The following is a 21,817-nucleotide window of genomic DNA, read 5'->3' on the forward strand; positions in this document are numbered from 1 at the left end:
AAAACGCTGTCGACCCTGAGCGAGCAGCGCAACGAGCAAAACGCCGTGCTCTCGTCGATGGACGAAGGCGTGTTGGCGGTCGACAAACGCGAGCGCATCATCCACATGAACCGCGTGGCCGGGGAAATCCTCGGCGTCGCCAGCCGCGAGACCAAGCGCGAATTGATCCAGCAGGTGGTGCGATACGCCAACTTGCAGGAGTTCATCAAGGCCGTCATCGGCTCGCAAAAACCGCTTGCGCGCGACCTCACCCTGATCGGAGACGGCGAAAAACAGATCCAGGCCAACGGCACCGTGCTGTGGAATTCGGAAAACGAATCGATCGGGGCCTTGATTATCCTGCGCGACGTCACGCAACTGCGCCACCTCGAAACGGTTCGTTCGGATTTCGTGGCGAACGTCTCGCACGAACTCAAAACCCCCATCACCTCCATCAAAGGCTTCGTCGAGACGCTGCTTTCCGGCGACTGGAACCACGAGCCCGACATTCTGCGCTTCCTGGAAATCATCAGCCAGCAAGCCGGGCGGCTCAACTCGATCATCGACGACCTGCTGACCCTTTCGCGGCTGGAACAGAAAGGGGGGCTGGTGATGAAAGAGACGACCAAGCTGGTCCCGGTCATCGAGACGGCCATCTACCTCTGCCAACTGCATGCGGCCAAGAAAAACATCCAAATCGACTGCCTGTGCCCCGAAGCGCTTGAACTCAACATCAACGGCCCCTTGCTCGAACAGGCGCTGGTCAACCTGATCGTCAACGCGATCAAATATTCCGACCCCGACAAAAAAGTGCTGGTGCTGGCCGAAAAGAAGAGCGAATCGGTCGCCATCTACATCAAGGACGAGGGGTTCGGCATCGAACAAAAGCATCTGGAGCGCCTGTTCGAACGCTTTTACCGCGTCGATACGGCGCGCAGCCGGAAATTGGGGGGAACCGGACTGGGACTCTCCATCGTCAAACACATCGTCCAAGCCCACGAAGGCACCATCCGCGTCGAAAGCAAACTGGGTGCCGGAAGCACCTTTATCATCACCCTCCCCATCGGCGGTTCCAGCGACTGATCCTTTAACGAAACGCTAACAAATAATGGTTAGCATTGCGTCAGCTTTCTGTTAGGTTCCTCGCGCAATTTCCAAACAACCGTATCAGGGAGAGATCAATGGAAGTCAGCTTTCTGCAAATTGCGTTAAAAGTCATCGGGGGCCTGGGCATTTTCCTGCTGGGCATGAAGAATATGTCCGAAGGGCTTCAAGCCGTTTCGGGCGACCGGTTGCGCAAGATTATCGGCGTCGCCACCAACAACCGGTTTTTGGGTGTTTTGGTGGGGCTGACCGTGACGATGATGGTTCAGTCGAGCTCGGTCACCACGGTCATGGTGGTCGGATTCGTCAACTCAGCGCTGATGAACCTGATGCAGGCCATCGGCGTGATTCTCGGCGCGAACATCGGCACCACCATCACCGGCTGGATTCTGGTGCTCGACATCGGCAAATGGGGGCTTCCCATCCTGGGCTTCGCGGCCTTCGTCTTTCTGTTTTCCAAGAACGACCGGCTGCGGTACGTCGGCATGACCATCATGGGGATCGGCATGGTTTTCTATGGCCTCGAACTCATGAAGAACGGATTCAAGCCGCTGCGCTCGCACGAGGAGTTCAGCGCATGGTTCCACGCCTTCCAGGCGACCTCCTACGCGGGCATCATCAAGTGCGCGCTGGTCGGCATGCTACTGACCATGATCGTGCAATCCTCTTCGGCCACGCTGGGCATAACGATCGGCTTGGCCTGCTCCGGAACCATCGAGTTCCAAACCGCGACCGCGCTGGTCATGGGCGAGAATATCGGCACCACGATCACCGCGCTGCTGGCATCGATCGGCACCTCCACGAATGCGAAACGCGCGGCGTACGCCCACTTCTTTTTCAATGTGTTCGGCACGCTGTGGTTCATCGCCCTCTTCCCCGTGGCGATTGGCGGCCTGTCCAATCTGGTGGAATGGAAAACGGGCTACAACCCCCAGCAAGTCAGCTTGGAACAAGTGGCGACCAACACCTTCCCCGCCCTCCCCGCAACCAGCGATACGGGCGAGCTCTCGATCAGCTCGATCCTGACGCACATCCAGGAGAACAATGAAATCTCGATGGCTGAAGCGAAAACCGTCCAGAAGAAGTTCGACAAGGTCGTCACCTCGGGCATCGCGCTGACGCACACGACCTTCAACGTGGCCAACGTGTTGTTGTTCCTGCCCTTTATCGGCCTGCTGGCCCGGTTCGTGACGAAACTGGCGCCGGAGAAAGAGGCCAAGCAATCCGTGCACCTGACCTATCTGGACGTCCGCATGCTCGACACCCCGTCGCTGAGCATTGTCCAGTCGCAGGGCCAGCTCAACTTCATGGGCGAAAGCATCAGCATTATGCTCGACAAGCTGCATGGGTGCCTCGAAAGCGAGAAGATCGATCCGGAAGTCCAGCGCAAACTCTTCCACCGCGAAGAGATCCTCGACACCGTCCAGAAGGAAATCTTCATCTTTCTCAGCCACCTGGTTTCCGGCCAGGTACCGCAGGAGATCACCAAGAAAGCCCACAAGCAGATGCGCATGGCCGATGAATATGAATCGCTCTCGGACTACGCCACAAACGTACTCAAGGGCATCAAGAAACTCGAAGACATGGGGCATCCGATCGATGGACCGGCCCGGCAAAAACTGCTGGCCCTCAACGACCGGGTCGCACGGTACATTGCGCGCGTCAACGAGCATGTGAAGGCCGAGAATACGAAAGATCTGCTTTCCTGGGCCACGGCCGAAGGCGCGGCCATCACCGTCCAGATGAAAGAGTTCCGCCGCCAGCACCTCGAACGGCTCCAGAACGAAGAGGTTTCCCCCTTCTTTAGCCTGGCTTTCACCGACATCCTCAACTACTACCGCCGCATGAAAGACCATGCGCTCAACATCGCCGAAGTGCTTGCCGGGGAAAAATAGCATCGATCCCCGTCGATCCGACCTGGCTCTCCCGGCAACGGGAGAGCTTTTTTTTGTGGCTGGGCCGGAGAATCCGGCTCGACATCCGGGCGGCGGAAAACATAATGCGCACCACAGAAGAGAGGCCCCCCATGATACACCCAGCGACAGAACTGCGATTCGTGAACCCCGAAATCGGCCATGGGGTATACGCCACCGAATTCATTCCCAAGGGAACCATCGTCTGGGTGATGGATCCGCTCGACCGCACGCTTTCGCCGGATGAGGTGAAATGCTATCCGTCCGATCTCCGCGAGCGGATGCTTAAATATTGTTTCCGGAACAACCGCGGGCATTACGTGCTCTGCTGGGATCACAACCGCTACGTCAACCACAGCTTCGATTCCAACTGCATCCTGACGCCCTATCAACTGGAACTCGCCGTTCGCGACATCCAGCCGGGCGAGGAACTGACCGACGATTACGGCTATCTGAACATCATCGAGCCGTTCGACGCGTTCGACGAAGGCCACGCCCGCAAAACCGTTTTCCCGGACGACCTAACCCGGCACCACCCCGAATGGGACCGCAAACTCAACAGCGCCTACGATCGACTCGGCGAGGTCGAGCAACCCCTGCGCGGCCTGCTCGGCGACGAGGATTGGGACGCGCTGCTGCACATTTGCAACGGGAAATCGGCGGCCCGGTCGATTCGCGACTGCTTCTTCGGCCCGGCCTGAGCCGGCCCCCGTTCGCTAACGGGTGCCGTAGCGGTAGCGTTCCATCTCGCTGAAGAAATGCTCCATCACCCGCAGGTAGCAGAGCTTGCCCAGATGCACGTCCTCGACGCCCGCGTCAATGTTGGGGTTGTCGTTGATTTCGATGACGGCGAAACGGTTGCCGCTCTGCTTGATGTCGACGCCATAAAGCCCCTTGCCAATCAAGCCGCAGGCCTTGACGGCCAGCTTGACGGCATCCTGCGGCGCCTGCTCGACGGCCATGGTGGTGAAGCCGCCCGAACGGCGGCTTCCGGTGGCGGCGTGGTTATAGATTTGCCAATGCCCCTTCGACATGAAGTATTTGCAGGCGAAGAGCGGCCGCCCGCCGAGCACGCCGATGCGCCAATCGAAATCGGTGTACATGAACTCCTGCGCCAGCACGAGCACCGACGACTCGAAGAGCTCCGCGGTGCGCGCCTTCAGTTCGGCCAGCGAATTCACCTTGTAGACCCCCTTTTAAAAGGAGCCGTCGGGAATCTTGAGCACGATCGGCAGCCCGAGCTCCTCCACGGCGGCGGCGAGCGACTCGGGTTTGTCGCGGTAGAGCACCAGGGTCTTGGGCGTGGCCAGCTCGTTGTCGCGCAGCAGCTCGGCCAGATAGATCTTGTTGGCGCACTTGAGGATCGAGTTGGTGTCGTCGACCACCGGAATGCGCAGGTGCTCGGCCTTCTGGGCAAACTGGTAGGTGTGGTGGTCGACCGCCGTGGTTTCGCGGATGAAGAGCGCATCGAACTCGGTCAGGCGCCCATAGTCGTGTTTGGAGATGATTTCGGTATCGATCCCGATCTGGCGGCCCGCGAGCACAAAACTTTCGAGCGCTTTTTTACTGCTGGGCGGGAGCTTCTCTTCGGGATCGGCGAGGATGGCCAAATCATAGGCGTAGCGTTTCTTGCGGCGCGAGCGGCGCCAGACCTGGCGGCTGAACTGATCCAGCGCATCGGCAAACTCGTCTTGCTGGCTCTCTTCGAGCTGGTGGATCCCGATCGACTGGACCGACTCGATCGCCCAGGTTTCGCCGATCCGCTGGAAATTCGCCTCCAGCACGGGACACGGGAAGAGGTCGAACAACTGGCGGGCCAACGACCGCAACTCTTCGACGAGCGTGGTTCCGAAAAAGACGCGCAGGGCAAAAACCGATCCGTCCTTGCCGAGATGCGCCTGCTTTTTGCGCACCAATTTGTCGAGAGCGGAAAGGCCCAGCGAATACATCTGCCGCCGGCTCAGCTCGTTGATGGTCCGTACCGAAGGCAACACCCGGTCGCCCCGCGCCTCGGCCAGCAACGAGCAGTAGTAGCCGCGGCCCATGTATTCATGGTCGCGGCAGAGATTGATGATCTGCACGCCTTCGTCCGGCGAAGGATCCTGCTGCTGGTAATCCTCGAAGGTGAGGAGGTTTTCGCTGGGGAAGAACGGCGTCCAGTCCGCCAGATCTTCTACGACAATATATTGTTTCGACATGCTACGATTCCAATTCCTTTCGATAAACCATGGCGTGCGTTCCGTCCTCGTAGAATTCGGGAATAATCCGGGCACTGGCGAAGCCGAGGCTTTCGTAGAGCTTGATTGCCGGAAAGTTGTCCAGCCGCACTTCCAGCCGCATCCGGGTGCATCCGCGGCCCCGCGCCTCGCGCTCCGCCCGGGCCATCAGCCGGCGGGCAATGCCCCGGCCCCGCTGCGCCGAGGCCACCGCCACGGAGTAGATCCGGGCCGACCGCGTGTTCCGCCGAAACAGGACCACCATGCTGCCCACCAGTTCCTTGCCAAGAAAGACGCCGAGGCAACAGGCGCTTGGCGAGCGCAAAAGATTGCGGAGGTTGCGCCGCGAAATCCGGTCGCATTCGAAACAGGCCTCCTCGAGCGCAAGGAGGTCGTCGATGCGGTTCACCCCGACGCGGCGGCAAACCACGCCGGCACATGCATTTGTTTCCATACCTTTAAAACCTGATGAATGCCGCCCCCAAGACCCGTCATTTGTTCCCGCACCCCCCGTTTCCATCCAGCCAAGCGGCCGATGCCGAACGCAGGTTCCGCCTTGCATATACGACCACAAACATGGGACCGCCTCTTCGAACGACGTTTTGCAAAATCGACCCGCCGGAGGACCGTGCTTCCTGCACCGTAGCAACTCCGGAAATTGCGACTATGTTAAATCGGTGCTTTTTTACAACACTTATAATCCGGAAATCGCCCCGTTCACCACCGCCCCGAGCCCCCCCGCCAAACGGGGTTTCCAGCGTCGGCACAGGGAAGGAGTGCCGGCTGCGCCCGCGGCGGAACCGAAGCCAGAATCGATGCCATTATTGAGTCGCGCGAATTGTTAGGGTTTTGTTAGCCTTTTGCCCAATTTTTTCACCACGAAGGGAAATGGCAATGGACTGGCACGCGATTCAGGATATCCTGTTCAAGGTTCTCGGCGGACTCGGGATCTTTCTGCTCGGAATGAAATACATGTCGGAAGGCATGCAGGCGGTCGCCGGCAGCAAACTGCGCAAGATGATCAGCGCCGTGACCGACAACCGTTTTGCGGCCTGCGCCATCGGCACGCTGATTACCGGCATCGTCCAGTCGAGTTCCGTGACCACGGTGATGGTGGTCGGCTTCGTGAACAGCGGCTTCATGACCCTGATGCAGGCCATCGGCGTCATTCTCGGCGCAAACATCGGCACCACCGTCACCGCCTGGATCATCGCACTCAAGATCAGCAAGTTCGGCCTGCCGATCCTGGGCCTGGCCGCGTTTTTCTTCCTCTTTTCCAAGAAAGAGCGGGTGCGCTACACCGCGATGGCCTTGCTGGGAGTCGGCATGGTCTTCTTCGGCCTCACCCTCATGGGCGACGCGTTCAAGACGCCCGAAGTGAAGGCCTATCTCACGGACGCCTTCCGGGTCATGGATGCGGGTACGCTGTGGGGCGTGCTCAAATGCGCCTTCTTCGGCTGCGTGGCCACCATGATCGTGCAATCCTCCTCGGCCACGATCGGAGTCACGATCGTGTTGGCCCAGGGCGGCATCATCGAATTCCCCACGGCGGCGGCACTGGTGCTCGGCCTCAACATCGGCACCACCGTCACCGCGTTCCTCGCCTCCATCGGCACCACGACCAATGCGAAACGCGCCGCCTACGCCCATATCATTTTCAACGTCGTCGGCACCCTCTGGCTCGTTCCCGTCTTTTTCGCCTACGTCGAGGGGATTGACTGGCTCTTCGGCCATCTGCGGGATTTCATGACCAGCAACCCGAAAATGGGCGACGATATCACCGCCAGGATCGCCTTGGTTCACACGGGGTTCAACCTCATCAACACCCTCATCTTCCTGCCGTTGATGGGGCCGCTGGCCCGGCTGGTTGAAAAACTCGTCCCGGAAAAGAAGGTGGATGAAATCAAACATCTGACCTATTTCGACGTGCGCATGCTCGACACCCCCGCCCTGGCCATTCTGCAGTCGCAAAAACAGCTTCTGTTCATGGCCGAAAGCGTTGAAAACATGGCCGACTGGCTCGGGACCGTTCTGGTGAGTTCGGAACAGCTCGACGACCTGGAAACCAAGATTTTCCGCTACGAAAACATCCTGGACAACGTGCAGAAGGAGATCGTCGTGTTCCTCAGCGAGATGATCACCGGACAGGTGACGCACGATGTGATGGAAGAAGCCCGGCGCCAGATGCGCATGGCCGACGAGTATGAAAGTCTGTCGGACTATCTCGTCAACGTACTCAAGGGGCATGTCAAACAGCGCAACAACCAACTCGAAACCACCCCGGAAGGCCGGGCCGAGCTGCTGGACCTGCACAACCGGGTCGTGGAATACATCAAGATGGTCAATACCGCCGAAAAAAACGAGGATACCGACATTCTCGGACGGGCCCAATCCGACAGCGAAATGATTACCCGCCAGATGAAAAAGTACCGCCGTCAGCACCTCCAGCGACTCTCGGAAAGCAAGGCATCGCCGCTCAACAGTCTGGTCTTTACCGACATGCTCAACAACTACCGCCGGATGAAGGATCACGCCTACAACATCGCCGAAGTCATTGCCGGCGAAAAATAACGCGTCGGCGCGCCCCGCTCAAAGCCCCTCCGCGTCGCCCCATTCATTGGCGGAATCGACGGTTTCGCGCCGGGGCGCCTGGCGATTGAGGAGCCAATGCAGCGCGCCGTAAAGGCCGAGCGGGATGAAAAAGCCGTAGATCATGAGGCGAAAGAAACCGAAGCGGTAGACGGGGTCGGCCATGGCCTGGTAGCAGTTCCAGAAGATGAGCAGGCAGCAAAACCAAACAGTGGAAAAGTTGGGCAGCGCATCGCCCGACCGCATCCAATGCAGCCCCTTCATCCGTTTTTTCGAGAGCGGGGCGAACAAATTGGAGCCCATGAAGCCGAGCTGGTCTTCAAGGACATGGATGGAATAGGCGCTGAACGAAACCACCCCGGCACGCCAGCCCAACCATAGGGCGACCGGAACGGACAGGGCGGCCCCGAGCACCAGGCTATGCGTCCAGCTCCGGTGCCACGGCAGGAAATGAATCACCACCCGCCCGTCCGGCGCCGGCTCGAAGCCAAAGGCCGGACCATCGAAGATATCGACCGTGGTAACGGCCTCGTAGGTCTCCTCGATCGGTGCCGGCAGTTGCGCCCACCCTTTCGCGGCATCGGGAGCGGGAAAGGTCCCCGGAACCGGGAGCTGCCCGGTCGTGACGACCGGGCCCAGCTCGACCTCGACGCCCTGCCGTTGCGGATCGAACCGAATCCGGAACTGCTGCCAGCGGTCCGCGCCGATCCGCAGCGTGTTGATCTTGAGCCGAAACATCCCCGCCTGCCGCTGCGAGGCGGCGACGGCTTCGGCGAGTTGGTCGGCCATGGCCTGCGGGTCGACCTTGCGGGCGTCCGGCGAAATGGTTCGGTGATAGCGGTAGAAAAAACGGTAGAACTTGAAATCGATCGTATCCGGCAGAATCCCGAAGGCCGCTCCCAGAATGAAATAGGCCGGATTCTTCTCCAAGGCGGCCGCGACCGTCCACGGGAAACAGGAGGCCGCCGCCACCCCCGAAATAAAATGGGAGATCCCCTTCACAGGCCGGAAATTAGTGAAGTGCCGATTGCGAGGCAATAAAAAGCAGGGCAGGATTGTCTTTATTTAACCGCGCCGAATTGGGAACATGACGCCCTGTTTTTATGAATGAACCAAACCCAGCCAAACGAGGGCTTACGCTCATCGAAGTGCTCATCGCCCTCGTCATCCTCAGCGTCGGCGTCTCTTCGCTCATGATGGCGATGTCGCGGTGCCTGGCCACCGTACGCACGGTCCGCAACCGCGAAACGGCGCGCGCCCTGATCCAACGGGTGGACATCGAAAACCCGATCGAAAGCGTGGATATGGATGAAATGTCGGACAACGGCGACTTCGACGACGTGGAGGGCTACGCCTGGTCCCGCAACATCGTGATGGTCGACGAAGAGGAACGGCCCGGCCTGTTCGAAGTGACCACCCGGATCCGGTGGTCGGAGCGCGGCCGCGAATCCTTCGAGGAAATCACCGTTTTCAAATACGCCCCCGATGCCGAAAGCGTAACGAGCAAAGTGCAGTAAACCTTGAAACCACGATACCGCCATTTGAAAAAGGGGTTCACCCTGCTTGAACTGATGATCGCGATGGTCCTGATGGTTATCGCGATGTCGATCGCGTTCCAGGCCTTCAGCGGAACGCTCCAGGGCTGGAAGCGCGGCACCGAGATGATCGATGCCATCAAACACGGCGACTTCGCCATGACCCAGTTGGTTTCGGCGGTGAATTCCACCATCTATTTCTACAACCCCCGCAAAACCTACGCCTTCAAGTACGACAAAACCTCCTCCGGCGGCCTGCCGGCCGACACGATCAGCTTCGTCACCACCAGCTCCGCCTTCATGCCGGTCGACTCCCCCTACTTCAGCGGGCCGCACCGGATCAAGCTCTTCATCGATGTCGACGAGGGCGAGCCGGCCCTGTTCGCGATCGCCATGCCCGCCATCGCCAACGACGAAGAGTTCGAAGAGGACTTCGACACCGAACCCATCCTGGTCTCCCGTGCCATCCAAGGACTGGAAATCCTCTTCTGGGACAAGGATGCCGAAGACTGGACCGAGGAATGGGAGCCGGAAAATTCCGTTCCCGAGCGCATCCTGCTGACCATCTTCATGGCCTCCGACGACAAGAACGACGACCCCATCGAATTTTCGCGCACCATCGAAATCCCCGTCGCCAAATCGGTGAAGGAGCGGCTCACGGGGCCGACATCGAAGGGCAACTCCTCGGTCTCCTCCGGCACCTCGGCCGGCACCTCGGCCGGCAAAAGCATCACGGTCGGGCAACCGAAATGACCATGAAAAAACCAATTTCCGGCATCCGAAAACGGAAGGAAGGCACCGCGCTGCTGGTCGCGCTGTTCGTGCTGATGATCCTGACCGTCATCATCGGTTCGTTCGCCTTCGAGGTGAAACTGGAGTCGATGCTGGTCTCGTACAAGCGCAAGAAGTTCCGTGCGGAGATGATGGCGCGCTCCGGCCTCGAATACGGCCGCGCCCTGCTGGACGCACACAAGCAGGCCAAGGAGCTCGAAATCGAGGACATGGACGAAGACAAGGACGGCTTCATGAAGGCGGCCCTCTATATCCAGCGCGGCCTGCCCGCCCCCTCCACCATCGAATTCCCCGACGGCGGCAAGTTCACCGTCACCGTCGAACCCGCCGATACCGGCCGCAACATCAATCTGCTGACGCGCGACCAATGGCTCGACATCTTCGAAATGGCCAACGTCCCCTCCTCCGACTGGGACGCCATGATCGACTGCCTGGAAGACTGGATCGACGAAAACGACTTCCACGGCCTCAACGGGGCGGAATCGGACGATCCCTTCTATGAAGAAGCCGGCTATCCAGTCAAAAACGGCCCCCTCGACAGCGTCGAGGAGCTGTTGCTCGTCAAGAACTGGAGCCCCGCCATCCTCTACGGCCGCCCCGCCACCGACGGCGAGGAGGACGAAATCATCGGCATCGCCGACAAGCTCACGGTCTGGGGCGACGGCAAGGTCAATCTCAACGCGGCCACCGCCGACATCCTCCTAAGCTATTCGGAATACGAGGATTGGGAACTCGAAAGCGTCTTCGAAGCGCGCAAGGGCGAGGACGGCGAAGCGGATACGCTCGACGATGGCATCAAGAGCCTTGGCGAAGTGGGCGCCGATGGGAATAAATTTAAATTGCAAAGTACTTTCGTCAAGGTAACTTCTGTCGGAGAGATATTCGGCAACCAGTACCAGATCGAGTGTATCGTTGCACTCAAAGCCAAGGACTCGACCGTGGTGTATTGGAACGAAGGACCCGTTAAGAAAAATGCGAATACGCGATAAAATAATCACCGCGGCCTGCCGCACGCCGGACGGCATCGAATGGACCACCCTGAAGATCAAACAGGATGGCACCGAACGCGTGGAGCAAAGCGCCTGCCCGATGCCCCACCGCGCAGACCCCGCCGAGGAGGCGCTCTCGGAACTCCAGGTGCCGGAGGGACTCGCCGAGCGCCTCGAAGGCGACGTCACCGTCGCCCTGCGCACCTCGGAACTGCTGATGCGCACCATGGTGTTCCCCACCGCCGACCCGGCCGAAATCGCCGCCATGGCCCGATTCCAGGTCGACAAGGTTTCGCCCTTCCCGATCGAGCAACTCGCCGTATCCCAGGAAATCCTGCGCGATGGCAACGATAGCTCCAATGTCCTGATGGCCGCCGCCAAACGCGATTGCATCGATGCCATTGGGGAATCCTTCGGGAACCAAGGCATCCACATCCATAGCATCGACGCGCGGATTCTCGGCTGGCTCGAGTTGATGCGCGCCAAGCGGAACCTGCCGGAAGAAGACTGCCACATCCTCGTGGTCGATGACGGCATCGACCTTACGCTGGTGGTGATCAATGACGGCCTGCCGCTCGCCTTCCGCCCGCTCGATACGGATGCCGACGATATGAACATCGTCGACGAACTGATCTATGAAATCGGCTACACGCTCACCACGCTCGACACCGAACAGGACCTGCCGACCCCGTCCGCCATCCATTTCTGGAGCCTGGGCGACGTCCCGCCCCCCCTGCGCGCGAAGCTAAGCGAAAAAAGCGGCGTCAAAGTGCAGTTTTACGACCTGAACAGCCTGCCGCCATTATCGCAGGGTATCGCCGAACGCGCCCTGCAGGGGGCTAACCGCATCGAACTGATCCCGCGCGAGTGGGTGGACCTGCAACAACGCAAACAGATGCAAAAGCAGTTCGCGATCGTTTCCGGCGCCATCGCCGCGGTATGGCTCGTCGTTATGCTGGCCTTCTTCGCCGTCGACAAAGCCCGCGACGCGAAACTGGCCGACATCCAGGCCGATGCCGACGCGCTCCGGCCCATGGCCGAACAGGCCTTGGAAAACCGCCGAAAACTCCAGGCGCTCAAAGTCTACACCGACCGCTCCGACTCATCGCTTGAAAGCTTGCGCGAAGTTACCCGGCTGATGCCGCAGGGCGATATCGAGTTTGTCAGCTTCAACTACACCAAGGGCAAGGCCGTTTCCCTGCGCGGGACCTCGCGCAGCAAGAATCTGGTGAACGACTATTTTTCCGCCCTCGCCAAGTCGGCCCTGTTCGACGGCACCAAGGACGTCTCGACCAGCCTGAAAACCACCAAGGGCATCCAGCGCACGGTCTATTCCGTCACCCTCCCCTTTCCTGAGCAGGAGGACGCACAGTGAAGATCACCCAACGTGAAATGATTCTCGGCGCCGCCACGTTTGCCGCCGTTCTCACCGGCCTCACCTGGTATCTCGTCAGCAACAAAATGGATGAATACCGCGCCAAAGCCACCGAAATCGAAACCCTCCGGCAGCAGATCGCCTTCAACAAAAACGCGATCAAAATGCAGGAAAACTGGCTCGGCGAACTTAACGAGTTGCAGAAAGAGCTACGCGTTTTCGACACCAAGCAGAAATCGGTGGATCCCGAGTTGATGAAGACCATCAACAAGATTGCCGAGAAACACGGGCTCGTAATCACCCGCAGCAATCCGCGGGGCGAAAAACCGATCGGCGATCTCTTCGAACTCGCGATCAACTGCACGTGGGAAGGCGACCTCGAATCGATGGTCAACTTCCATACCGAACTACAACAGCAGGGCGTCCGCTACGACGTCCGCACCCTCAACATCAAACCCGCCGGCAACAACACCGGCAAACTGACCGGCAACATGGTCATTCACTGCGCCTACACCAAGCGCGCCAACGCGGGGAAGAAATAATGGAGATCGCCAGCATTGCAACCGGCGCATTCATGGAAATTTGCTACATCGTGTGGAACTCATCCAGGCAAGCCATCGTGTTCGACCCCGGCGACGACGCCGAACGTATTCTCGAGGCCCTCGCCAAGCGGGAGCTCGATGTCGCCGCCTATGTCTGCACCCACGGACACACCGACCATATCAGCGCCTTGACCACCCTGCACGACCAACGTCCCGCCCCCATCGCCATCCACTCCAAGGATCTGGAATGGGCCTTCGAGGAGAGCAACCGGCTCGAACCTTACTATTCCGTGCCCCGCCGTCCGGACGCCAACGCCTTCGAGTTGCTCGACCGGGCCACGGACTGGGACTTCGGCGGCCTGCATTTCCAGGTCATCGAAACCCCCGGCCACACCCCGGGAGGCTGCTGCCTGCTTTTCCCGGAATCCGACATCCTCATTTCGGGCGATACGCTTTTCAAGGGCTCCTGTGGACGCACCGATCTGCCCGGCGGCAATGCCCGCCTGCTGAAGGATTCCCTCGCCAAGCTGAAACAGCTCCCCGACAACGTTAGCGTTTACCCCGGACACGGCCCCGAAACCACCATCGGCAGCGAGCGGATCTCCAACTTCTTCATGAAGTAAACCGCCCGCCGAAAACCCATCGTCGCTCCCACGCGCCCCAAAATACCGCCACCAAATATCACACTTCATGAAGTGTGAAATTGCAGCGCAATTGCACCCCCTGAAAAGCACACTTCATGAAGTGTGATATTGCAGCAAAAACGCGCCCCGAAAAGCACACTTCATGAAGTGTGATATTCCAATGAAAGACCTCCGCCGAATCAGCGAGGCAATTTTATTCCTCGACGGATGTAGGAGGGAACGTCGAGATCTTGGTTATTGTGGATGGTGGGGTCGATATAGGCGAATTCGCCTTTCCCGGCGGTTTCGAGCGGAAGCTCGCCCTGCATCGGGCCTTGCCGCCGGTTGAAACTGAAACCCAGCTGACGGTTGGCGTCGTCGACCAACGGCTCCTTCCACTGCTCGGCCACCAGCGCAATGGCGGCAAGCCGGCCGTCGAAGGCGGGATCGACCACGACGCCGAAGTTCAGCCAGATATCTTCCGGCAAGTTTTCCTGCAAGCGGTTCATCACCTCTTCGATTTCGGAAAGCTTAAGGTCGTGGCCACCGGTCAAACTCACCACGACGCCCTGGGAAGCGGCAAGCAGCTTGCCTTTGTTGAGCAGTCGGTGCTTGGCCAGCCCTTCGGCCACAACCGATGCCCGGTTTTCGCCGGCCCCATCGGCACTGGCAAAATGGCAGAAGCCGTCGCAATTGCGCAGCATGGTGTGGATACAGGAAAAATCGAGGCCGCACACCCCGTTCTTCGAAAGCATGCGCCACAACGAAAAAACCCCGTCCGTCATCACCTGGTGGCTACGGGCGAATGCCTGTTCGGCGGGCAGGTCGGCATCGGATCGATCCACCAACCGTTCGTTGGAAATCCGGATGACGGCATCGGCATGGGTACGGATACGCTTGATGGCCTCGTCGGCGATACGCGCGGCTTTGCGGCCCTCGAAAGCGAAGGGCATACCCGCCATAACCAGCACCAGCGCCCCGGCCTCGCGGGCGATGCGGACGATGACCGGAACCGCGCCGGAGCCGGTCCCGCCGCCGAGGCCCGCAACAATGACGAGCAAATCGACTTGCCGCAGTTGAGTCCGGATGCTGGAGGAATCTTTTTCGATGGATTGGCGCCCGAGCTCCACATCGCCACCGGCGCTGAACCCGCGCGTAATGGATCCACCCACGTGGATGATGCGCTCGATGGATGCGTCTTCGAGCACCTTGGTGTCGGTATCGATCGCAACGGCCGCAATGCCGGGATTCAGCCGGCTCATGGCGGCAACGGCGCGGACGCCACTGCTCCCGACGCCCATCACGAGCATGCGGGGCGAGGAGATGCGGGTAACGGGGGACGGCTGGTCAGTCATTGACGCCTCCCCAGAACAGCTTCGCCAGCTTCTTGCCCAGCGATGGCTTTGTGTCGACCACGCGCAGCGAAGCCGCGTAGCGGATTGCGCCGACGGCGCAGGCGTAGAGCGGGGCGTCCTTCGACGAGGGAAGCCCGTGCACATCGTACGGCTTGCCGTGCATGCACGGGATATTGAAAACTTTTTGGCCGAGGTCGCGCGCCCCGTTCAGGAAGGAACCGCCGCCGGTCAGCAGCACCCCCGCGCTGAGCGGCACGTTGGGGCATTGCTGGTCGACCTGCTCCTTCACCAGGGTGAGGATCTCGTCCATGCGGGCATTGACGATGGTATTGAGGGTAACGGCGCGGACCATCTTGCCGCCGAAGCCCTGCGTCGAACTGGGAACGGGGATGTTGTGGTCGCGCTCCATGAGATTGGTGAGCGCACTGCCGTCCTTGCGTTTGACGGCCTCGGCGGCGGCCAGCGGGATTTGCAGCCCGACGGCGATGTCGTTGGTGATGTGGTCGCCGCCGACGGCGAACGACCCGGCCGCCTGAAGGAAGCCGTCGTGGTAAAGCGCGAAGTCGGTGGTTCCGCCGCCGACATCGATCACCAGCACCCCCGCCTTGCGCTGCTCGTCGGTCACGACCGCGAGGGCGGAGCAGAGCCCGGAAAAGACGGCATCGGCGCACGCGATGGGCGCGTCGTCGACGATTTTGCGGAAATTATCGACCGCGCTGCGCTTGCCATGGATGGTGAGCATGTCGACCCGGAGCTCTTCGCCGGCCATGCCGACGGGACTGGTGATGTTCATGGTATCGTCGACTTGGAAATATTGCTGGAGGGTGTGCAGTTTGATGCGGTTTTCGGGCAACGACACCTTGCGGGCGAGTTCGACCACCTCGGCGACATCGTCTTCCGCCACCTCCATGAGCTGATTGTCGGCAGGATCGACGAGCTTGTGGATGCCGGTGCTTTTCTTGGCCTGCGCCTGTCCGCCGGCCGTGACGAGCCAGACGGAATGGATTTCCTTGCGGAGGTTTTCCTCGGCGGCCTTGATCGCCTTGCGCACGCAGCCCATGGCATCGTCGCGGTTGATGATTTCGCCTTTGCGGATGCCGCGCGATTCGGTTTCGCCCATGCCGATGACGGAAACGAACCCATCGTCGCGCAACTCGCCCACGATGACGCGGACCGTACTGGTTCCGATTTCCAAAACTGCGATTGCTTCGAGTGCCATGGCTTTTGCGGACTAGTAGAAGGTTACCGGCACACTGATCGTATCGAGGGTGACGTCGGCGGTTTTCGGCCGTTTGCCGCTGTCGTTCGACTGCTTGATGGCCGCCGCCAGCTTGTTGAGTCGTGCGTCGAAGGAGTAGCGCGGGAGCTTGGCGCGGCATCCGGTCCGCGTGTAGAGATAGATGTAGTCGGGATATTGCAGATCGATGCTTTCGATCGGAACGTAGATGTGCAGGAAGTCGTCGCTTTCGCACAGGGCGATGATCTTGAGCGCGTGCTCGATATCGCTATGGACCACTTGCTGCCCCATTGCCAGATCGAGGTCGAGCCCCTTGATCAGCGGCAGCGTCGCGAGTTTCCGGCGGTGCGGCATCACGTAGCCATAGCGGTCGACCAACGGCGGATAGCTGGACGGTTGCCGCCCGAGGATCTGCGCCACGGGCACGCGTTCCTTGACCTGCACGACCATGGTGTCGGGCAGTTGGCGCTCGAGGTAGACCGACTCGATCATCGAAACCTCTTCGAGCCGTTGCTCGATCTCCTTGAAGGAAAACTCGAACAGGTTCATTCCCTCGCCCAGACCGGAAATCTCGCGGATATACTCTTCGGTCAGCCGGCTGCCGTTGCAGGAGACGACGAGATGCTGGATTTCAAAGCGCGGATTTTCGGAATAGAGTTTGCGCCCGATCCAGCGGAACCCCAACACGATTCCGACGAGCAGCGCCAAGAGCATGGCAACGCCAAGTCCCACCACGATCGAGCGTTGCGCCACGAGCCCGGCCCCCGGTCCATTGCGCTTTTTCGCCCTTACATACTGTGTGTTTTTTCGTGTTGTCGTCTTCTTGCGTGCGGCCATTCCCTACACCCTTGGGTCAATTGCGGCACTATAGATGAGCCATTTCCATGATTCGACAACAAAGCTCCGAAAAACCGATTCCGGCGGCCTGCGCGGCCTTCGGCAACAGGCTGGTGGCGGTGAAGCCGGGGATGGAATTGAGTTCGAGCACGTAGGGTTTGTTTTCGGGGGACAGGCGGAAGTCGACGCGGCCGAAGCCTTCGGCCCCCAGGCACTCAAAGGTGTTCAGCGCAATGGACTGCAGCGCGGCGGTCTGCTCCGCCGACAGCTCGGCGGGACAGATGTAGGTGGTGTCGCCCGTAACATATTTCGCCTCGAAGTCGTACCACTCGGCATTGGGTTTGATCTCGACCACGGGCAGCACCTCGCCATCGAAAACCCCGACGGTCAGCTCGCGTCCGGGGATGTATTCCTCCACCAGCACGTCGGCGGAATAGCGGGCGGCATCGGCAAAGGCGGCGTCCCACGCCGACTCGTCGAAAACCAGATGGCAGCCGACGCTCGAACCTTCGCGCGGCGGCTTGACCACCAACGGAACCGGGATGGTGCGGGAGTCGGCCGTCCTCAAGACCTCCCCATTCGGCACGGGGACCCCGCCGGCCAACAACCGTTCGCGGGTCAGAATCTTATCGAACGAAACCCGGCTTGATTCCGCGCCGGACCCGGTGAAAGGCATGCCCATTTCAACCAACCGCTGCTGGATGCCGCCGTCCTCGCCGAATTCTCCGTGCAATGCCACGAACACGGCCTCGATCCCGGCGGGAAGCGCGAACGCCCGCGAATCGACATCGATCTCGGAAACCTCGTATCCGCCCTCGCGCAGCCCCTGCGCGATCGCGGCGCCCGACCGAAGCGATACCGTGCGCTCGGAGGAGACCCCGCCCTTCAGCACCGCCACCTTAGAAAACCGTCTGCTTGCCATACTTCCACCCTTGGTTTGAAAAGAGTGAACGGTAGTGCTAAACAGGGACCGACTCAAGTATGGAGGAAGATGGATGCCTTGGTTTGAAGAAAATGGCCGCGATTTGATACTGAATATACGCGTGGTGCCGCGGGCTTCGCGGGATGGCCTGGCCGGATTGATGGGCGACGCGCTGAAAGTCCGCATCCAAGCCCCCCCGGTCGAGGGCAAGGCCAATGCCTATCTGGTGAAATTTCTCGCCAAACATTGGAAGATGCCGCGGTCGAGCATCCAGCTCCTCTCCGGCGAAACCGGCCGCAATAAGCGGCTGCGCGTTTCGAACCCATCCGACGAATTACGAAAAGAGTTGTTGTCATTGGAAAACGAATAGGGATCAATACGGCACATGAAAGGTACTATTTTGATTTTATCCACGGCGCTGATGCTCGGCTGTGCGCCGCAAAAAGATAACGAACGGACCGGCAAGCCGCTGGTTTTCGTCAGCATTCCCCCGTTGGCCGGATTGTTGCGGGAGATCGCCGGCGACCGGCTGGACATCCGCACGTTGGTGGGGCAAGGCCAATCTCCCCACTCCTACGAACCGACCGCCCGCCAACTCGCCGCGCTGGGCGAGGCCGATTTGCTGTTTACGATCGGCGTCCCCTACGAAAAATCGCTGCTGAAAAAAATCAAGCCGCTCTACCCCGACCTTGAAATCGTTGCGACCGATTCGCGGATCGAAAGACGGTCGATGCCGCATGAGCACCACGGCGAAGCGTGCACGCACGACCACGGGGAAAAGGATCCGCATGTCTGGCTGTCGGCCGTCAATGCCATGAAAATCTCGGAAGACCTGCTTCAGGCGCTGGCGCGGAACCGGCCAGAGCAGCGCGACCTTTTCGAAGCGAATCAGGCGCGCCTTGTTGCGGCAATCCAAAAGCAGCATACGCAATCGCAAGCAAAGCTCGCCCCCTTCAAAGGCTGCCGCTTCTATGTGTTCCACCCCTCGTTCGGCTATTTCGCGGAGGAATATGGCTTGGAACAGGTGGCCATTGAGTTGGACGGGAAAGCCCCCTCCCCCCGCCAATTGGCCGCCTTGATCGAGCAGGCAAAGGTGGATGGCGCGAAGATCGTGTTTGTCCAGAAACAGTTCCCGGTCGACAGCGCGCAGGCCTTGGCCACGGCGCTTGACGGCTCCGTGGTGCAGCTCGATCCATTGTCGGAGGATGTTGTTGCCAACCTCCGGCAAATCGCGGACAGTATTGCCCTCGCGATGGAACACCCATGACGCCCCTCCCCGTACAGATTGATAATCTCGATTTCGCCTATGGCCCCGTCTCCGTGCTGGAAAACGCGAGCTTGTCGCTGGGCGATCACGAGTTCGTCTCGGTGGTCGGCCCCAACGGCGGCGGCAAAACCACCTTGCTGAAGATTCTCCTCGGCCTGCTGGAACCCACCCGGGGATCGGTGAAGATTTACGGAAAAAATCCGGTCGCCGGGCGCAAATGGATCGGCTACCTGCCGCAACATTCGAACCTCGACTCGAAGTTTCCCGTCACGGCCCTCGACGTGGTGCTGATGGGCCGGCTTGGCAAAACGCGTTCGCTGGGCTTTTACACGAAATCCGACCGCGAGGTTGCCCGCGAAACGCTGGCGCGCGTCGGACTCGAAAAACTGGAAAAGCGCCCCTTGGCCTCGCTCTCGGGCGGGCAGTGCCAGCGGGTGTTGATTGCCCGCGCGTTGGTTACCGAACCCAAGATGCTGCTGCTCGACGAACCGACGTCCAGTCTGGACGACTATGTCGAGCGCGAACTCTACGACCTGCTGCAGGAGCTTAACAACGAACTGACCATTGTCGTGGTATCGCACGATATCGGCTTCGTCTCCCGCTACGTGGAAAAGGTGATTTGCGTGAACCGGGAAGTGCACGTTCATCCCGTCAGCGAAATCAGCGAAGACATCATCCACGACATGTACGGCGAACACGTGCATATCGTCCGCCACGACCAGGAGCACGACCATGGCTGAGTTTTTCCAGGCCCTGCTCCATCACGGGTTTCTCCAGCATGCCCTTATCGCCGGACTGCTCGTCAGCGTTTCCTGCGGCATCGTGGGAACCTATGTCGTTACCCGCCGAATCACCTATCTGGCCGGCGGCATTGCCCACTGCGTACTGGGCGGGATGGGGTTTGCCCGATACATGCAGGTGGTCCATGGATGGACCTTCCTGACCCCCCTGCTCGGGGCCATGATTGCCGCCCTGCTCTCGGCCTTCGTGATCGGCTGGATCAACATGAAGGCCAAGGAACGCATCGATACGGTCATCAGCGCCTTTTGGGGACTCGGCATGGCGGTGGGCATCCTCTTCATCGCCAAAACCCCAGGCTACGGCGAAGACCTAATGTCCTACCTCTTCGGCAACATCCTGTTGGTCACGCAGCAAGACCTGCTGGCCATCGGACTGCTCGACCTGCTGATTGCCGGAACGGCCCTGCTTTTCCATAAACAGTTCGTGGCCGTTTGCTTCGACGAGGAGTTTGCCCGACTGCGCGGCATCCGCACCTCCTTTTTCTATTTCCTGATGCTGGCGCTGACCGCCCTGACCGTCGTACTGATGGTTTCGATCGTCGGGATTGTCATGGTGATCGTCCTGCTGACCCTCCCCGCGGCAATCGCCGGGCGCTTTTGCCTGCGCATGGGATCCATGATGGCGATCGCCGCCGGCCTCTGCGCACTGCTGACCTTCGGCGGCCTCGCGCTCAGCTACCAACCCGACCTGCCCGCCGGGGCATCCATCATCATTCTCACCGGTGCGGCCTATCTCGTCTCCCTGCTCTTCAACCGCCGCTGATTTCTCATTCGCGAGAACCGCAGCCCCCGGATTGCCCCCGCTCCAAGCGCCAATCATTCGCCATTTGCGCTTATCCCCCATATGGCATGGGGTCTGCTCCTATCCTCTCATGAAACCAACGAAGCGGTCACTCAATCTCATCGACATGGATATCGGCCTGTTTGTCAGTTATCGGCTTACCGCGGAATCCTTGACCACGAAACTGTTCCGTATCTTTACGCTCAACACCATTCCGCTTGAAAAGGTGATGGATCTGCGCGAAGCGGGCGAAGCAGATGTAACCAAGCTCCACCGGATCAACTGGTTCAGTAGCCTGCCCGCGCGACGAACCCTCTGCCCCCTCTACACCCTACAGACGGCCAAAAACCGCCCCCGTATTTTTATGCGCCTCGACTTCGGGTCCCACTTCGACATGCAAAGAACGCTGGGAGGGAAACATGATTCCTAAACCGATTGCGACCTATCGCCTCTCTTCGGCCTCGCTGGGAGCCCCCTGTACCTACGAACTTTGCGGCGACCACATCGTGGGTCGCCTTTTCGGAGTCGTCCCGCTTTGCCGCATTCATTTGGGAGCCGTGCACTATCTCCGCCTGGCCGCGCGGTCGGACGTTCCCTCGATCTATGTTCTTTTCAACTGGCCGCAGTTTTTCCTCTGTAGCCGCCGCTCCGTCAATCCGGTCTACATTTTGCAAACGCGCAAAGGTCAACGCCTGTATCTCAAACTCGCGGGCGGTGCCCACTTCAAGCTGCGAAAGGCCATTGCGCGCCATAGCAACCGCAAGGCGAATCGCATCGCGGCCTAGCCTGAATTATTCACGCGCCGAGTTTGCTTTGGCAACAAGGCGTCGAAAGGTGTCGCTGTAGCAGCCTACCGCAAGCCTTTCGCAACGAAGTTGACGAAGTGAAATCGCCGCGCCTCCGGTAAAAATGGATGGGACTAAATTTTTGAAACAAAAAACCATATTTACCTTAAGCCCGG

The 21,817-nt window shown here is 59.8% G+C and carries 22 protein-coding genes and 1 pseudogene; 16 read left to right on the top strand and 7 right to left on the bottom strand.

Annotated features, from left to right (window positions below; translation table 11 throughout):
• The first annotated feature begins 45 nt into the window (after positions 1 to 45).
• The 3 genes from ABYO54_RS02095 (at position 46) to ABYO54_RS02105 (ending at position 3,697) form a co-directional block, all read left to right on the top strand.
• Complete coding sequence (locus tag ABYO54_RS02095) at positions 46 to 1,062, top strand: sensor histidine kinase (RefSeq protein ID WP_372806462.1); 1,017 nt, start codon at positions 46 to 48, stop codon at positions 1,060 to 1,062.
• 98 nt (positions 1,063 to 1,160) lie between these two features.
• A complete protein-coding gene (locus tag ABYO54_RS02100; protein WP_372806423.1) occupies positions 1,161 to 2,978 on the top strand; it encodes a Na/Pi cotransporter family protein in 1,818 nt (605 codons plus the stop codon).
• Positions 2,979 to 3,139: 161 nt separating this feature from the next.
• Positions 3,140 to 3,697, top strand: coding sequence for an SET domain-containing protein (locus ABYO54_RS02105; RefSeq protein ID WP_372806425.1), 558 nt, complete (start codon positions 3,140 to 3,142; stop codon positions 3,695 to 3,697).
• Positions 3,698 to 3,712: 15 nt separating this feature from the next.
• Here ABYO54_RS02105 and ABYO54_RS02110 read toward each other — a convergent pair.
• Positions 3,713 to 5,194: pseudogene (locus ABYO54_RS02110) on the bottom strand (RimK family protein).
• Position 5,195: 1 nt separating this feature from the next.
• Positions 5,196 to 5,666, bottom strand: coding sequence for a GNAT family N-acetyltransferase (locus ABYO54_RS02115; RefSeq protein WP_372806427.1), 471 nt, complete (start codon positions 5,664 to 5,666; stop codon positions 5,196 to 5,198).
• A gap of 434 nt (positions 5,667 to 6,100) precedes the next feature.
• Here ABYO54_RS02115 and ABYO54_RS02120 point away from each other — a divergent pair, with 434 nt between their 5' ends.
• Positions 6,101 to 7,783, top strand: a complete 1,683-nt coding sequence (locus ABYO54_RS02120) for a Na/Pi cotransporter family protein (RefSeq protein ID WP_372806428.1) — start codon at positions 6,101 to 6,103, stop codon at positions 7,781 to 7,783.
• Between the two features lie 18 nt (positions 7,784 to 7,801).
• On the opposite strand, the gene ABYO54_RS02125 is transcribed toward ABYO54_RS02120, so the two are convergent.
• Positions 7,802 to 8,803: a metal-dependent hydrolase gene (locus ABYO54_RS02125; protein WP_372806430.1), complete on the bottom strand. Its 1,002-nt coding sequence runs from the start codon at positions 8,801 to 8,803 to the stop codon at positions 7,802 to 7,804.
• A 101-nt stretch (positions 8,804 to 8,904) separates the two neighbouring features.
• On the opposite strand from ABYO54_RS02125, the gene ABYO54_RS02130 reads away from it, so the two are divergent.
• From ABYO54_RS02130 to ABYO54_RS02155, 6 genes are read left to right on the top strand one after another with little or no spacing between them, the layout of a single operon-like run.
• On the top strand, positions 8,905 to 9,318 hold the full coding sequence (locus ABYO54_RS02130) for a prepilin-type N-terminal cleavage/methylation domain-containing protein (protein ID WP_372806432.1): 414 nt from the start codon (positions 8,905 to 8,907) through the stop codon (positions 9,316 to 9,318).
• Between the two features lie 3 nt (positions 9,319 to 9,321).
• Positions 9,322 to 10,089, top strand: a complete 768-nt coding sequence (locus tag ABYO54_RS02135; RefSeq protein ID WP_372806434.1) for a PilW family protein — start codon at positions 9,322 to 9,324, stop codon at positions 10,087 to 10,089.
• Positions 10,090 to 10,091: 2 nt separating this feature from the next.
• The gene (locus tag ABYO54_RS02140) at positions 10,092 to 11,117 is read left to right on the top strand and encodes a general secretion pathway protein GspK (protein WP_372806436.1); all 1,026 of its coding nucleotides are present in this window, start codon (positions 10,092 to 10,094) and stop codon (positions 11,115 to 11,117) included.
• The gene (locus ABYO54_RS02145) at positions 11,101 to 12,492 is read left to right on the top strand and encodes a PilN domain-containing protein (RefSeq protein ID WP_372806438.1); all 1,392 of its coding nucleotides are present in this window, start codon (positions 11,101 to 11,103) and stop codon (positions 12,490 to 12,492) included. Before ABYO54_RS02140 ends, ABYO54_RS02145 begins: the two co-directional genes overlap by 17 nt.
• On the top strand, positions 12,489 to 13,034 hold the full coding sequence (locus ABYO54_RS02150; RefSeq protein ID WP_372806440.1) for a hypothetical protein: 546 nt from the start codon (positions 12,489 to 12,491) through the stop codon (positions 13,032 to 13,034). Before ABYO54_RS02145 ends, ABYO54_RS02150 begins: the two co-directional genes overlap by 4 nt.
• Positions 13,034 to 13,657: an MBL fold metallo-hydrolase gene (locus ABYO54_RS02155; protein WP_372806442.1), complete on the top strand. Its 624-nt coding sequence runs from the start codon at positions 13,034 to 13,036 to the stop codon at positions 13,655 to 13,657. The genes ABYO54_RS02150 and ABYO54_RS02155 overlap by 1 nt, the downstream gene beginning before the upstream one ends.
• A 200-nt stretch (positions 13,658 to 13,857) precedes the next feature.
• Here ABYO54_RS02155 and ABYO54_RS02160 read toward each other — a convergent pair whose 3' ends face one another.
• Genes ABYO54_RS02160 through ABYO54_RS02175 form a run of 4 tightly spaced genes read right to left on the bottom strand, consistent with a single transcriptional unit; the run spans position 13,858 to position 18,008 of the window.
• Positions 13,858 to 15,012, bottom strand: a complete 1,155-nt coding sequence (locus tag ABYO54_RS02160) for a cell division protein FtsZ (protein ID WP_372806444.1) — start codon at positions 15,010 to 15,012, stop codon at positions 13,858 to 13,860.
• Positions 15,005 to 16,231 carry a cell division protein FtsA gene (gene ftsA / locus ABYO54_RS02165; RefSeq protein ID WP_372806446.1) on the bottom strand — a complete coding sequence of 409 codons (1,227 nt, stop codon included), beginning with the start codon at positions 16,229 to 16,231 and terminating at the stop codon, positions 15,005 to 15,007. The genes ABYO54_RS02160 and ftsA overlap by 8 nt, the downstream gene beginning before the upstream one ends.
• Positions 16,232 to 16,243: 12 nt before the next feature.
• Positions 16,244 to 17,086: a cell division protein FtsQ/DivIB gene (locus tag ABYO54_RS02170; RefSeq protein WP_372806448.1), complete on the bottom strand. Its 843-nt coding sequence runs from the start codon at positions 17,084 to 17,086 to the stop codon at positions 16,244 to 16,246.
• A gap of 28 nt (positions 17,087 to 17,114) precedes the next feature.
• The gene (locus ABYO54_RS02175; RefSeq protein WP_372806450.1) at positions 17,115 to 18,008 is read right to left on the bottom strand and encodes a D-alanine--D-alanine ligase; all 894 of its coding nucleotides are present in this window, start codon (positions 18,006 to 18,008) and stop codon (positions 17,115 to 17,117) included.
• A gap of 73 nt (positions 18,009 to 18,081) precedes the next feature.
• Between ABYO54_RS02175 and ABYO54_RS02180 the strand changes: the two genes are divergently transcribed.
• The 6 genes from ABYO54_RS02180 (at position 18,082) to ABYO54_RS02205 (ending at position 21,641) form a co-directional block, all read left to right on the top strand.
• Positions 18,082 to 18,378, top strand: a complete 297-nt coding sequence (locus ABYO54_RS02180; protein ID WP_372806451.1) for a DUF167 family protein — start codon at positions 18,082 to 18,084, stop codon at positions 18,376 to 18,378.
• A gap of 15 nt (positions 18,379 to 18,393) precedes the next feature.
• Complete coding sequence (locus ABYO54_RS02185; RefSeq protein ID WP_372806453.1) at positions 18,394 to 19,275, top strand: metal ABC transporter solute-binding protein, Zn/Mn family; 882 nt, start codon at positions 18,394 to 18,396, stop codon at positions 19,273 to 19,275.
• The gene (locus ABYO54_RS02190) at positions 19,272 to 20,015 is read left to right on the top strand and encodes a metal ABC transporter ATP-binding protein (protein WP_372806455.1); all 744 of its coding nucleotides are present in this window, start codon (positions 19,272 to 19,274) and stop codon (positions 20,013 to 20,015) included. Before ABYO54_RS02185 ends, ABYO54_RS02190 begins: the two co-directional genes overlap by 4 nt.
• Positions 20,008 to 20,838, top strand: a complete 831-nt coding sequence (locus tag ABYO54_RS02195) for a metal ABC transporter permease (RefSeq protein WP_372806457.1) — start codon at positions 20,008 to 20,010, stop codon at positions 20,836 to 20,838. Before ABYO54_RS02190 ends, ABYO54_RS02195 begins: the two co-directional genes overlap by 8 nt.
• Positions 20,839 to 20,947: 109 nt before the next feature.
• On the top strand, positions 20,948 to 21,286 hold the full coding sequence (locus tag ABYO54_RS02200; RefSeq protein ID WP_372806459.1) for a hypothetical protein: 339 nt from the start codon (positions 20,948 to 20,950) through the stop codon (positions 21,284 to 21,286).
• On the top strand, positions 21,276 to 21,641 hold the full coding sequence (locus ABYO54_RS02205; protein WP_372806460.1) for a hypothetical protein: 366 nt from the start codon (positions 21,276 to 21,278) through the stop codon (positions 21,639 to 21,641). Before ABYO54_RS02200 ends, ABYO54_RS02205 begins: the two co-directional genes overlap by 11 nt.
• Positions 21,642 to 21,817 lie beyond the last annotated feature (176 nt).

Origin of the sequence: Pontiella sp. (genome assembly GCF_041622395.1) — a bacterium.
GTDB lineage: Bacteria > Verrucomicrobiota > Kiritimatiellia > Kiritimatiellales > Pontiellaceae > Pontiella.

Coding starts and splice junctions, on each gene's coding strand:
- ABYO54_RS02100 (WP_372806423.1), top strand. CDS start 1,161: ATGGAAGTCAGCTTTCTGCAAATTGCGTTAAAAGTCATCGGGGGCCTG.
- ABYO54_RS02115 (WP_372806427.1), bottom strand. CDS start 5,666: ATGGAAACAAATGCATGTGCCGGCGTGGTTTGCCGCCGCGTCGGGGTG.
- ABYO54_RS02120 (WP_372806428.1), top strand. CDS start 6,101: ATGGCAATGGACTGGCACGCGATTCAGGATATCCTGTTCAAGGTTCTC.
- ABYO54_RS02130 (WP_372806432.1), top strand. CDS start 8,905: ATGAATGAACCAAACCCAGCCAAACGAGGGCTTACGCTCATCGAAGTG.
- ABYO54_RS02140 (WP_372806436.1), top strand. CDS start 10,092: ATGAAAAAACCAATTTCCGGCATCCGAAAACGGAAGGAAGGCACCGCG.
- ABYO54_RS02145 (WP_372806438.1), top strand. CDS start 11,101: ATGCGAATACGCGATAAAATAATCACCGCGGCCTGCCGCACGCCGGAC.
- ABYO54_RS02155 (WP_372806442.1), top strand. CDS start 13,034: ATGGAGATCGCCAGCATTGCAACCGGCGCATTCATGGAAATTTGCTAC.
- ABYO54_RS02160 (WP_372806444.1), bottom strand. CDS start 15,012: ATGACTGACCAGCCGTCCCCCGTTACCCGCATCTCCTCGCCCCGCATG.
- ftsA (WP_372806446.1), bottom strand. CDS start 16,231: ATGGCACTCGAAGCAATCGCAGTTTTGGAAATCGGAACCAGTACGGTC.
- ABYO54_RS02170 (WP_372806448.1), bottom strand. CDS start 17,086: ATGGCCGCACGCAAGAAGACGACAACACGAAAAAACACACAGTATGTA.
- ABYO54_RS02175 (WP_372806450.1), bottom strand. CDS start 18,008: ATGGCAAGCAGACGGTTTTCTAAGGTGGCGGTGCTGAAGGGCGGGGTC.
- ABYO54_RS02180 (WP_372806451.1), top strand. CDS start 18,082: ATGCCTTGGTTTGAAGAAAATGGCCGCGATTTGATACTGAATATACGC.
- ABYO54_RS02185 (WP_372806453.1), top strand. CDS start 18,394: ATGAAAGGTACTATTTTGATTTTATCCACGGCGCTGATGCTCGGCTGT.
- ABYO54_RS02190 (WP_372806455.1), top strand. CDS start 19,272: ATGACGCCCCTCCCCGTACAGATTGATAATCTCGATTTCGCCTATGGC.
- ABYO54_RS02195 (WP_372806457.1), top strand. CDS start 20,008: ATGGCTGAGTTTTTCCAGGCCCTGCTCCATCACGGGTTTCTCCAGCAT.
- ABYO54_RS02200 (WP_372806459.1), top strand. CDS start 20,948: ATGAAACCAACGAAGCGGTCACTCAATCTCATCGACATGGATATCGGC.
- ABYO54_RS02205 (WP_372806460.1), top strand. CDS start 21,276: ATGATTCCTAAACCGATTGCGACCTATCGCCTCTCTTCGGCCTCGCTG.